This window comes from Aeromonas sp. Y318-1 (assembly GCF_027706125.1).
Lineage (GTDB): Bacteria > Pseudomonadota > Gammaproteobacteria > Enterobacterales > Aeromonadaceae > Aeromonas > Aeromonas hydrophila.
This window is the reverse complement of sequence record NZ_JAPDCM010000002.1, coordinates 364,815-376,269: the sequence shown is the minus strand read 5'-3', so window position 1 is coordinate 376,269 and position 11,455 is coordinate 364,815. Positions and strand designations below refer to the sequence as shown.

At 63.7% G+C, this 11,455-nt stretch carries 10 protein-coding genes; 1 reads left to right on the top strand and 9 read right to left on the bottom strand.

Going from position 1 to position 11,455, the window contains the following annotated elements; genetic code table 11:
• Nucleotides 1-66 precede the first annotated feature (66 nt).
• On the bottom strand, nt 67-855 hold the full coding sequence (locus OKB87_RS04295; protein WP_016351298.1) for a transporter substrate-binding domain-containing protein: 789 nt from the start codon (nt 853-855) through the stop codon (nt 67-69).
• Nucleotides 856-1,356: 501 nt separating this feature from the next.
• Here OKB87_RS04295 and OKB87_RS04290 point away from each other — a divergent pair.
• On the top strand, nt 1,357-2,496 hold the full coding sequence (locus OKB87_RS04290; protein WP_101148968.1) for a GGDEF domain-containing protein: 1,140 nt from the start codon (nt 1,357-1,359) through the stop codon (nt 2,494-2,496).
• 4 nt (nt 2,497-2,500) lie between these two features.
• On the opposite strand, the gene OKB87_RS04285 is transcribed toward OKB87_RS04290, so the two are convergent.
• The 8 genes from OKB87_RS04285 to OKB87_RS04250 all read right to left on the bottom strand — a co-directional run bounded on the left by OKB87_RS04285 (nt 2,501) and on the right by OKB87_RS04250 (nt 11,136).
• Nucleotides 2,501-3,829 (bottom strand): MFS transporter, encoded by a 1,329-nt coding sequence (locus OKB87_RS04285; RefSeq protein WP_045527424.1) that lies wholly within the window; start codon nt 3,827-3,829, stop codon nt 2,501-2,503.
• A 27-nt stretch (nt 3,830-3,856) separates the two neighbouring features.
• A complete protein-coding gene (gene uhpB / locus OKB87_RS04280; protein WP_029303961.1) occupies nt 3,857-5,377 on the bottom strand; it encodes a signal transduction histidine-protein kinase/phosphatase UhpB in 1,521 nt (506 codons plus the stop codon).
• Entirely contained in the window at nt 5,374-5,964 is a 591-nt protein-coding gene (gene uhpA, locus OKB87_RS04275; RefSeq protein WP_011706601.1) for a transcriptional regulator UhpA, read from the bottom strand. Before uhpA ends, uhpB begins: the two co-directional genes overlap by 4 nt.
• Nucleotides 5,965-6,153: 189 nt before the next feature.
• Entirely contained in the window at nt 6,154-6,549 is a 396-nt protein-coding gene (rnk, locus tag OKB87_RS04270) for a nucleoside diphosphate kinase regulator (RefSeq protein WP_011706600.1), read from the bottom strand.
• A 231-nt stretch (nt 6,550-6,780) separates the two neighbouring features.
• Nucleotides 6,781-7,551: a substrate-binding periplasmic protein gene (locus OKB87_RS04265; protein WP_180807328.1), complete on the bottom strand. Its 771-nt coding sequence runs from the start codon at nt 7,549-7,551 to the stop codon at nt 6,781-6,783.
• A gap of 41 nt (nt 7,552-7,592) precedes the next feature.
• Complete coding sequence (locus tag OKB87_RS04260) at nt 7,593-8,276, bottom strand: hypothetical protein (RefSeq protein WP_101148966.1); 684 nt, start codon at nt 8,274-8,276, stop codon at nt 7,593-7,595.
• A 50-nt stretch (nt 8,277-8,326) separates the two neighbouring features.
• Nucleotides 8,327-9,733, bottom strand: coding sequence for an alkaline phosphatase (locus tag OKB87_RS04255; RefSeq protein WP_101148965.1), 1,407 nt, complete (start codon nt 9,731-9,733; stop codon nt 8,327-8,329).
• Nucleotides 9,734-9,744: 11 nt separating this feature from the next.
• A complete protein-coding gene (locus tag OKB87_RS04250) occupies nt 9,745-11,136 on the bottom strand; it encodes an alkaline phosphatase (RefSeq protein WP_101148964.1) in 1,392 nt (463 codons plus the stop codon).
• Nucleotides 11,137-11,455: the final 319 nt, after the last annotated feature.

The following is an 11,455-nucleotide window of genomic DNA, read 5'->3' as shown; positions in this document are numbered from 1 at the left end:
CGCAACCTCGTTGTAGTTATTGTGTGGGGATCTGCGTGAAGGGGCGGCGGGCCGCCCCTTGCGAGGTTACTTGAGCTGGTTCAGCCAGGCGGTGGATTCGAACCACTTCTGGTAGAGGCGGTCGTAGCTGCCGTCGCCCTTGATTTGGCGCAGGTAGTTGTTGAACCAGTTGAGGGTGTCCTGGTCGCCCTTGCGGATGGCCCAGGCCAGCGGTTCGAAGGTGAACGGCTTGTCGAGGTGTACCACGGCACCCTTGTTCTGGGTGGCGAAGATGGCGTTGTAGGGCAGGTCGTAGACGAAGGCATCGACCTTGCCGTTGATCACTTCCAGCTTGGCGTCATCCTGGGTTTCAAACTGCAGCAGAGTGGCTTTCGGGATCAGACGCTTGACCGCCTGCTCGCCAGTGGTACCGAGCTTGACCGCGATCTTGTACTTGGGATCGTTGAGGTCGGTGAAGGATTTGATCTCGCCGGCCTTGTCCTTGCGCAGGACGATGGTCTGCCCGACCACGATGTAGGGGTCGGCAAAGTTGACGCGCAGGTTGCGCTGGGGAGTGACGGTCATGCCGCCCATGATGACGTCGAACTTGTCGGTCAAGAGGGCCGGAATGATGCCATCCCAGGCAGTGTTGACGAACTCGACCTTCACGCCCATCTCCTTGGCGACCATCTTGGCCAGATCCACGTCAAAGCCGATGTATTGGCCCTGCTTGTTGGTCATTTCGAAGGGTTGATAGCCGGCGTCGAAACCGACCCGCAGCACGCCGCGCTCCAGCACGGCATCCAGGGTGGAAGTGGGCGCCGCGTTGGCCAGCCCGCACAGCAGCAGGGTAGAAAGAATGAGTTTTTTGATCATAAGTGACGTCTCTGTCAAAAGTGTGTTCGGCCTTGAACCTGATCCCGTGCGACTCCGTGGCACAAGAGACTGCTGCATCCGGCAACAGGGCAAGACAGGATTATTGTCTTGATTGAGGCAAAAGCCCCATATGAGATTCTATTTGCCGCGAGCTGAGTGAAAAATGTACCAAATTCCGATTGTGCCAGATGACTCAATAGGTTAGTGGCGCTTTTTCCCCGTGGCGACACTCATAAAATCACACGAAAACAACATATCTATCTAATGAGGCGGGTTCAAGCCAAAAATGTATTCAGCACATTTTGTTACAGGCCAGCCCGCCATCAGCAGTGTCAATTGTTGCTCACCTGGCCGCCAAGTGCCAAAAAACAGATTCGAATGAATTTAGTGTGTGCGATTGCCACCCACCAAATGATTTTTAATTGAGGATTTAGTCAGACACCGCTGGGTCTTGTTTTGCGCTTCCAATATACTCAGTTACCTTCGTTTAGTGGCACTGGTATGGACGCCTCAATACTGCTCAAGCTGGATGTATTCACCCTGATGATCATGGCGCTGGGTGGCTACAGCCTCGGCTTCATCACCCTCTCCATCATCTGGTCGACCCACAGGGAGATCCCCGGACTCGGATACTGGTGGTGGTCCAGTCTGTTCGCACTGGCGGCCCAGAGCCTCTTTACCCTGCAGGCCTTCATGCCGAGTCTGGCGGGGATCTGGCTGGCCAATCTGCTGATCACCGTCTGCATCGCCCTGATGCCGCTGGCGCTGCAGCGTTTCTTCGGCCAGCCCCTCAGCTGGCATGCCAGCGGCTGGTTCATGCTGAGCTATGTGCTGATCCTGAGCTGGAGCATTGCCTTCAACGATCAGATGGCCCCCCGGGTGCTGCTGGCCTGCCTGAGCTACATGGTGCTGGGGGCGGTGATCGTCTTTCTCATCTGGCGGCACGGCTATCCCGCCTATCTGCCCGCCGTACTGGTGTTCACCGTGGTCAACATCCTGCTCTATGGCTTCAATCTGCTGCGCATGGCCTTTCTGCTGCAGGGGGACGCCAGAGTCTTGATGGATCAGAGCGGTGTCAACGTGCTGCCCTTCCTCTCCATGCTGATGGGCAGCTACCTCTCCACCTTCGGGGTGTTGCTGCTCTGTACCCAGTACCGGGCACTGGCCCTGCGCCAGCAGGCGAGCCACGATCCGCTCACCGGCCTGCTCAACCGGCGCGGCTTCATGGAGCTGATGGCCCGGCGCCGGATGACCGAGTTCGGCGCCCTGGCGGTGCTGGATCTCGATGACTTCAAGCAGATCAACGATCGCCATGGTCATGAGATGGGGGACAAGGTGCTGGCAGCGGTGGGGGCCTATCTCGGCGCTCAGCATGAGCTGGTAGCCAGTCGCTTTGGCGGCGAGGAGTTCGTGTTGCTGTTGCCGCAGGAGGATGAAACGGCGCAGCAGCAGCGCTGCGAGCAGATCATCCGCTCTCTGGCGGCGCAGGACATGCACGGGATCGGCATCACCGTCAGCATGGGGCTGGTGCGCTGCCAGCACAGCTGGCACTTCGACACCCTGTTCAGCCAGGCGGATCGCGCCCTCTATCAGGCCAAGCGGGAGGGCAAGAACCGGGTCTGCCGGCTGGCACAAGCCTAGCCGGTCAATCGGCGTCGCGGGGGCGCGGCGCCTGCGCCTTGAGGAAGGGCAGCAGCAGCAGGGCGGAGACGCCGGCGGCCACCGAGATCACCACGAAGAAACCCTGCCAGTGCCAGATCTCCAGCACCCTCGCCAGCGGATAACCAGAGAGCGCCGCCCCCATGTAGGCAAACAGACCGACGAAGCCGGTGGCAGCCCCCGCCGAATTCTTGTGGGAGCACTCCGCCGCCGCCATGCCGATCAGCATCTGGGGGCCGAACACGAAGAAGCCGATGGTGAAGAAACAGGCCGCCTGCATCACATAGCTGAAGAAGGGCATCAGCCAGAGCGATCCCACCGCCAGCAATATGCCCACCGCGAAGATGAGGTTCATCGGCCCACGGTTGCCGTTGAACAGTTTGTCCGATCCCCAGCCCGCCACCAGGGCACCGATAAAGCCGCCCACCTCGAACATGGAGATGGCCGAGTTGGCACTCATCAGATTGAAGCCGCGCTGCTCGGTCATGTAGAGATTGCCCCAGTCATTGATGGCGGTGCGCACCACGTAGACCAGCACGTAGCAGCAGGCCAGCAGCCAGATATAGGGGTTGCCGAGCACGTATTTGCGCAGGATCTGGCGATGGGAGAGGCCGGCATCCTGAGTCTGCTGGGCCAGCTCCATGGCATCGTTTCGCCACTCGCCCACCGTGGGCAGTCCCATGGCGGCCGGGGTATCGCGTAGCCGCCAGCAGAGGAACAACCCCGCCAGGATGGCGATAAGGCCGGGCACTATCATGCCGTAGCGCCAGCCGTGCTGCAGGGCCAGGGTGCTGACGATGAGGGGAATGAGCGCGCCGCCCACGTTGTGGGCCGTGTTCCAGGCCGACCACCAGAAGCCGCGTTCGCTGCGCGAGTACCAGCTGGTGAGCAGCTTGGAGCAGGGGGGCCAGCCCCAGCCCTGGAAGAAGGCGTTGGCCACCCAGAGGGCGGCGAACAGCCACAGCGACGACGAGAGCCCGAACAGTATGTTGATGACCCCGGTCGCCATCAATCCCAGGCCCATGAAGTAGCGCGGGTTGGCGCGGTCGCTGATGATGCCGGAGAAGAACTTGGAGCAACCGTAGGTGATGTAGAACAGGGTCCACAGCATGCCGATGTCGGCCTTGTTCAGCATGCCGCTGGCCAGCATGTCCGGCATGGCGAAGTTGAAACTCTTGCGGGTGAAGTAGAACACCGCGTAACCCAGATACATGGTCAGCAGGATGTGCAGGCGCCAGTGGCGATAACAGGCGTCTATCTCGGCCTGATCGCGGATGAGGGGCTGGGGCGGTGCGCTTCTCATGAAACTGAGCATCAGGCGGTTCTCCCCTGCGGCTGGGTGTTACTCATGACTCTCCTCCCGTTTGCGGCCGGGCAGGGTCACGGTCAGCTGGGTACCGTGCACGCAAGAAAGCTGCAATGCGCCTCCCAGCGCCTGCACTCGCTCGCGGATGCCGAGCAGGCCGTAGCCCTGGGGCGTGCGGTGTTCCGGCAGGCCGCAGCCATCGTCTTCCAGCAGCAGCGTCAGTCGCTCGCCCTGGCGGTGGGCCCGGATGGTGACCGAGCTGGCATTGGCGTGTTTCACCACGTTGTTGAGCCCCTCCTGACAGACCCGAAACAGGGTGACCCGCTGGGCATCGGAGAGGCCGGCGTCCGCCAGCTGCCACTCGAGCCGAGTGACGATGCCGCGGCGCTCCAGCTCCAGCTCCCGCAGCAGGCCGCGTACCGCCTGCTCCAGGCTCATGTCGTCGAGCTGGCGGGGGCGCAGCCGGCCGAGCAGGCCGCGCACCGCGTCGTAGATGCCCAGCGACAGCGTCTCGATGAGGGCGCTGCTCTGGCCGACCCCGGCATTGTCCGGGGCGAGGCGGCGCACTATGCCGGCCTGGGTGCGGATGGCGGTGATGGTCTGGCCGATGTCGTCGTGCAGCTCGCGCGCCACCTCCTTGCGGATGCTCTCTTCGGTCTCCAGCAGCCGCTCGGTGAGCTGGCGATTGTGGGCGAGCTGGCGGGTCAGCGCCTGGTTGAGCTCGCGCTGGCGCTGGATGCCGGCGCCGAGCAGCAGGCCGGTGAGGCTCTGGGCCAGCAGAGAGAGCAGCAGGTCGAGCGGATGATCGTGCCAGGCCTGGCCGGCCATCAGTGCCACCGTGTTCATCAGGGTGGCGAGCAGGGCCCCCTGCCAGCCGTAGCGCCAGGCCATGGCCATGATGGGGATGGCCAGACAAAACGGGGTGAAGCGCACCAGCGAGTCTGGCAGGCCGAGTTGCAGCCAGAGGCTCAGCACGAACAGCAGCAGATACCAGACCAGATGGCGAAAACGCCAGTCCACCGGTTGATCCACCAGGGTTGGCCCGAGCGGTACCCAGGTGGCGCGGGTGAGGTAGTGCCAGATCAGCATGCAGGTGGAGGTCAGCGTCAGCCCGCCGGTGAGGGTGAGCAGCAGCGCGGTGAGGCCATCCTCGCCGGCCAGATGCCAGAGCAGGGATTGCAGCCCCGCCGCCACCGTGACGGTGGCCAGCAGCACCAGCAGCTGTTGCCAGTCGTTGCGCACCGGCTGGCGGCGGGCGATCAGCAGCGGCAGCAGGGTGAGCAGGCTGCCGGCCTGAATTAGCGGCCACAGCGGCAGCCCCACCTCCTGGTTGAGCCAGTAGAGCAGCAGGGATTCGCACAGCAGCAGCGGCGGCCAGTAGGAGAGCGGGCTTTGCAGCAGCAGCCCCAGACGCAGGCCGAAGGGGAACAGCAGAGCTGCCAGCATGGGTGAGCCCGCCAGGTGCAGGCCGATGCTCCACAGACAGAACCAGCCGGCGGCAAAGATGAAGCAGGCCGCCAGCGAGATGGCGACATAGCTGGCAAGACGGGGGATCACCAGCTGTCCAGCATGCGGTGGGCCAGCTCCACGTTGTTGCTGACCTTGAGTTTGTCCATCAGGTTGGCGCGGTGCACATGCACCGTCTTGGGGGAGAGACCGAGCTGCTCGGCGATGGCCTTCACCTCGAGGCCACGCGCCAGCAGCTGGGCCACCTCCCGCTCCCGGTTGGTGAGCGGATCCTGGCTGTTGCAGGCCAGCTTGTGGGCGATGTCCGGGGTGAGGTAGCAGCCGCCATGGGCGGCGGTGCGCACCGCGGCGATCAGCTCGTCCGGGCTGCAGCGCTTGGAGAGAAACCCCTTGGCGCCGGCCTGCAACGCCTGCTCGATCAACGCCGGGCTGTCGTGCACCGACAGCATCACCACGGCGAGGCCGGAAGGGAGGCGCTTGAGCAGATCCAGCCCGGACTGGTCCGGCATGGAGATGTCGCACACGCACAGCTGCACGCCGCTGCCGGGCAGGCCCGCCAGCGCCTCGGCGGCGGAGCCGAATTCGGCCACCACCCGCAGGTCGGGTTCGAGATTGAGCAGTTGGGCAAAGCCGGAGCGGACGATCTGGTGATCGTCGATGAGGGCAATCTTTATCATGATGTCAGCCTGAAATCTGCGGCCAGGGTGCTGGCGCGGCCAACAAGATACCTGCCACCTCGTCCGGGCTCAAGAGAAAGCAGGGCAGGTGAGCGGGATCGGCGGCGCTTCTGTGGCAAAGCTTGATCGGGATCAGGGGCGGGCACGTGCACAGGCCTGCGCCAGCGGCTTGGCACGTACCCGGGAGTATTAGCGATGCAGCTCGCCGGCACGCTCCGGCTGATAGACCACTTCCAGGATCTCCACCTCGATGGTGCGACCGGCCGGGCCGGGCCAGGCGATGCTGTCGCCTACCTTCAGGCCGAGCAGGGCGCTGCCGACCGGGGCCAGCACGGAGATCTTCGACTCGTCACCCTGCACGTCCTTGGGGTAGACCAGGGTCAGGCAGAACTCGTTGCCGCTGCTCGGCATCTTGAAGCGCACCGTGCTGTTCATGGTGACCACGTCCGGCGGCATGTCGGCCGGCTCGCGCATCTCGGCGCGATCCAGCTCCTCCTGCAGGGCCAGGTGCTGGGGATGGTTGCCGAGCAGTTGCTCGATGCGGTCGAGATCCAGGCTGGAGATCACGAGATGAGGTTGTTTCATAAGATATTCCTTATCAATGGGTTAAAGGACCAGGATGACGGGCAAGCTGGTCGAAAAAGAGTGTGCGATACGAAAAAACAGATCGGGAATGCGATGCCCCCGAACGACTCGCTGTCGGAGGCGAGGGCGGGGGCTCAACGGGGTGTGAGCTGGCTTGATAAAATAATGAGCGCTTTCATGGGGATACCATAACCATTCTGGACTGCTTTGGCAATTATCCTGACAAGCTTGTCAGGGGGCCTGGTAATCGTACTGCTTGATGATGCGCGCCAGGCTGCCATCGTCGTGCATGGTGTCGATGGCCTTGCGCCAGCGGGTCGCCTCGGCGGCCGGGAAACGGGGGCTGGCGGCCAGATAGAGCGAGGCCCGCTGCAGGGTGTCGCCACGCACTAGATCCGCCAGCGGCAGGCCGGCCTGCTGCTGGTTGTAGCGGGCGCTGTTCCAGGCCACCGCCCAGCCCTGGATGCGCCCCAGCGCCAGCTTGCTGGCGTTGTGGATCTCCTCGGCCACCAGCGCCTGCTTCACTTGCGGGTAGGGCTGCAGCAGGCTCTGGCCATAGGAACCGCGCATCACGCCGACGGTGAGGCCGGGCAGCTCTTTGCTGGTGATGGGGGCCGGGTGGTACTGGCGATGGCTGACCAGCACGAAGGCCTCGTCCAGCAGCGGTGCGATCCACAGGAACTGCGGCTCGCGCTGGGGGCTGCGCACCGGCGGCACCAGCAGCACGTTCTGGCGGTGACGAGTCTGGCTGAGGGCGCGTGCCAGCGGCATCAGCTCGATGGTCAGCGGCTCCTTCAGGCGGCGGGCCGCCTCCTCCAGCACCTCGATGGCCATGCCGCTCGGGGCGCCCTGATAGGAGCGAATGACATAGGGGGGGATCTCGGCGGCGATCACCACCACGGCCTTAGCCTGGGTGGCGGGGAAGAGCAGGGCGCAAAGCAGCAAGAGCAGGGAAGTACGCATGGCAGGCCGGATCCGGGATGAGTACACAGAGTGTAACATCCCGTCAGCACAAATCAGCTCACCCCATTCGGGGCGTCCCGTCAGTCGAAGAAATCCCGCAGATCCAGGGTCTGGTAACCCTCCAACTGCTGCCAGGGCAGGCTCTTTGGCAGGGGCTTGAGAGTCACCTCCATCCGATAGCTGCGATAACCGTCGAGGCTCGCCGACTCCACCACCAGCGGCAACTGCCAGCGGTGCGACCAGAGGATGCGGGTGCGCTGGTTGCCCTCGCGTTTTTCATACCAGCGTGCCTGTTCGGGGGCCGCCTCGTCGAGGGGGGTCATCTCCTGCAACAGGGCCGGGTTGATGAGATGGCGGATCCGCGGCCAGTCGGGTTTGAAAGCCACCTGACCGTACTCCTCCTCCGGCACCTCCACCAGCTGGTTGTGCCAGCTGTCGGCGTAGCGCAGTTGCAGCATCCCCTGCTGGTCGCAGGTTACCCAGCGCGCCGCCATCTGGTGGGTAAAGTGCTTGTGGCCCGGGGTGGCATCGTGGGTGGCGTGATAGGCGCGGGCAAGCGGCAGCGGGATGAGCCGCTGGCTCCACACCTGATCGCCAACCCGCAGCCACTTCTCCTGCCACTGGCTCTCCTTGCTGATGCCGTCGCTGCTGGTGACCCTGTCCTGATAGCGGATGCGGGCGGCCAGATCGGGGACTTCATCGGCCAGGAGGGGAAAAGCGAGGCTGCTGGCGAGCAGCCACAATGGAAGTAACAGTCGCATCATGGGGGATCGCTCGAACGAGCAGGACCCGGCACCCTGCCGGGCCCTGTCGTTTACAGACCGAGCGCCTCCTTGAGCTTGCCGAACACCTTGGTGTTATCCAGCGTCCCCTTGAAGCGGCTGCTGCCGGCACCGTCGGCAAACAGCATCACATCGCCGCCGCCGTGGGTCTCGGAGCCAAGTTTGACCCCGGTTTCCTGCAGGTAGTCGTCCGCCATCACCTCATCGCTGGTGAGAGTGGGACGCACGTCGGGACGGTTGGGGCCGTTGCCGAACACCAGGGTGGTGAACGGCTTGCCATCCACGTCGTTCTGGGTCGAGCCATCGCCGTTTTTGACCAGATCCAGCACCTTGTTGCCCTTGGCGGAGTAGCCGTTGATGGTCATGGTGTGGTCATGGTCGGCGGTGACCACGATCAGGGTATCTTTCAGATCCACCTTGCCGAGCGCCGTCTTGACCGCGTCGTCCAGCGCCACCGCGTCGGTGAGCGAGCGCTTGGCATTGGTACCGTGCAGGGCGTGATCGATCCGGCCCCCTTCCACCATCAGGAAGTAGCCCTGGCTGTTCTGGCTGAGCAGATCGATCGCCTTGGCGGTCATCTCGGAGAGCGATGGCTGGGTATTGGCCGCCCCTTTGGCGACGCGGTCCAGCTCGTAGTCGAGGTGGGACTTGGCGCTGAACAGCCCAAGCACCTTGCCCGAGGTGACGCCAGCCAGACCATCTTTGGTGGTGACATAGCGATAGCCCTGGGCCGTCAGCTCGGCGGTGAGATCCCGCCCGTCGGCGCGGCCACCCTTGTTGCTGGTGCTGTTGTAGGGTGTCCAGTGATTGGCGCCGCCCCCCATCAGCACGTCGACCCCATCCCCCAGCGCCTGGTTGAAGCCGGCGCCGCCCGGTACCGCCTGCTCGGCGATGGCGTAGGCGGCATCCCGGTGGCAGATGTGGGAGTAGGTGGCGGCTGGCGTGGCATGGGTCAGCTCGGTGGTGGTGACGGCCCCCACCGACTTGCCTGCCGCCTTGGCCAGCTCGAGAAGGGTGGGCACCGGCTTGCCGTTGTCGCTGGCGCAGTTGTTGACGCCCTTGTTGCCGTTGGCGTCCTTGCCGGGCGCGACGGCCCTGGTGTCGCTGCTCATGGCGATCACCTCGTTGTTCATCTTGACCCCGGTGGTGTAGGCCGCCATGGAGGGGGCCGAGTCGGTGGTCTGGGCATCGTTGGAGAAGGTCTTGATGCGGGCGCTGCGGGCCAGCTTCATCATCTCCAGATTGCCCTCTTCTCCCACCTTGTAGAGGCGGGTGGCGGTGAGCACGGTGGGGCCCATGCCGTCGCCGATAAACAGGATGACGTTCTTGGCATCGCTGGCCTGTGCCTGGGCCACGCCGCCGAGGGTGGCCAGCAGGGCCGTACTGACCAGGGTTTTATGCAGGTTCTGCTTCATGGATTGGTTGATGGCTCTTTTCATGGGAATGCTCCTTACAGCCCGGCCGCAGCCTTGACCTTGCCGAACACGGCGGTGTTGTCGAGTGAGCCGTGGAAGCTGTCCGCTCCCTGGCCAATGGCGCCGAGGAAGACGTCGGTGCCGCCGTGGGTCTCGTTGCCGATTTCGCCCACCTTGACCACCACCTCCTGGTGATAGTCGTTGGCGGAGACGGTGGCGTCGTCCAGCGGCGCCACGCTGCTGCGCGGCCCGTCCACCCGGTTGTAGCCGTTGCCAAAGCCGATGATGGTGTAGGGCATGCCATCGGCATCCTTGCTCGGCTCGCCGGTTTCGTAGTTCTTCACCAGCCCGAGCACGCCGGGGTTGTCGGCGGTGGTCTTGCCGGTACGCTTGGCATAACCATTCAGGACTAGCGTGTGGTCATGGTCGGCGGTGACCACGATCAGGGTGTTTTTCAGCTCGGGATCGGTTTTCTTCACCTCGTCGAGAGTTGCCTTGATGGCGTTGTCGAAGGCGAGGGTGTCCTGCAGGGCACGCTTGGCGTTGGTGTCGTGCAGGGCGTGGTCGATGCGGCCCCCTTCCACCATCAGGAAGTAGCCCTGCTTCTGGTCTTTGAGCTGCTTGATGGCAGCCAGGGTCATCTGGGTGAGGGAAGGCTCGCTGGCGGGCCGGTCCAGGTCATATTTCATGTGGCTTGAGCCAAACAGCCCCAGCAGCGGCTTGCCCGCCTCGGCCTTGTTCAGCTCGTTCAGATTGCCGGCAAACTGGTAGCCCTTGGCCTTCATCTCATCGATGAGGTTGCGGCCATCCTCGCGCTTGCCCTTGTCGGCCTTGGGCAGGAAGAAGCTGCTGCCGCCGCCGAGCACCACGTCCACCCCCTCTTTGAGGGCGCTGTTGTAACCCACGCCGCCGGGCACCAGCTGGGCGGCGATGTCGGCTTCCAGATCCCGATTGCAGAGATGCGCATAGGTGGCGGCCGGGGTGGCGTGAGTCACCCGGGTGGTGGTGACCACACCAGTGCCGCGGCCGGCGGCCTTGGCCAGCTCCAGCAAGGTGGTGACCGGCTTGCCGCCGCTCTTGCTGCAGTTGCTCTCCTGGGTGGCGTCGCTGTCCATGCTGATGACGCCGTTGTTGCTCTTGACCCCGGTCATGTAGGCGGACATGGAGGGGGCCGAGTCGGTCACCTGGGCGTCGTGGGAGAAGGTCTTGATGAAGGCCGTCTCCGGCAGGGTATCGATGGTGAGGCTGCCCTCTTCACCGACGCCGTAGATGCGGGCGGCGGTCAGGGTATTGAGACCCATGCCGTCGCCGAGGAAGAAGATCACGTTCTTGGCGCCGGGGGCGGGCGCACTGCTGTCGTTGTTGGAGTTGCAGCCGGCGGCCAGGGCGGCGCCGATCATCAATGCAAGTCCTGCCATCTTTCTCATTGGGGTTCGCTCCTTGTAAAACCTGAGCGCAGCCTAGAGGTCGCAGATGACACTTTTAGTGAAACGGGATGACAATCCGATGAAGGTGTTGCGTGAATGTTATGTTGTATCAATAGCTTATATTAATGCAGCCGGAGCACGGGACGCCGGTGGGCGAGGGGACCGGGTGGGGGAGAATCTGGCCGGATTGCGGGCTGGTGGCTAGAATGGCCTGTCAAATCAGGGCGTGTGCAGGTAAAATGCGCCCCCTTGCGACGCCCTGCGTCCGCCACCGCTCGCCGCTCGCGCCACCGCAAGCCAGCGCCCGCAGTCCCTAGAT

Bases quoted from the DNA above. Each gene is read 5' to 3' on its own strand.
- OKB87_RS04265 (WP_180807328.1), bottom strand. From the start codon at position 7,551: ATGTTACACTCTGTGTACTCATCCCGGATCCGGCCTGCCATGCGTACT.
- OKB87_RS04285 (WP_045527424.1), bottom strand. From the start codon at position 3,829: ATGCTCAGTTTCATGAGAAGCGCACCGCCCCAGCCCCTCATCCGCGAT.
- OKB87_RS04290 (WP_101148968.1), top strand. From the start codon at position 1,357: ATGGACGCCTCAATACTGCTCAAGCTGGATGTATTCACCCTGATGATC.
- OKB87_RS04250 (WP_101148964.1), bottom strand. From the start codon at position 11,136: ATGAGAAAGATGGCAGGACTTGCATTGATGATCGGCGCCGCCCTGGCC.
- uhpA (WP_011706601.1), bottom strand. From the start codon at position 5,964: ATGATAAAGATTGCCCTCATCGACGATCACCAGATCGTCCGCTCCGGC.
- rnk (WP_011706600.1), bottom strand. From the start codon at position 6,549: ATGAAACAACCTCATCTCGTGATCTCCAGCCTGGATCTCGACCGCATC.
- OKB87_RS04260 (WP_101148966.1), bottom strand. From the start codon at position 8,276: ATGATGCGACTGTTACTTCCATTGTGGCTGCTCGCCAGCAGCCTCGCT.
- OKB87_RS04255 (WP_101148965.1), bottom strand. From the start codon at position 9,733: ATGAAAAGAGCCATCAACCAATCCATGAAGCAGAACCTGCATAAAACC.
- OKB87_RS04295 (WP_016351298.1), bottom strand. From the start codon at position 855: ATGATCAAAAAACTCATTCTTTCTACCCTGCTGCTGTGCGGGCTGGCC.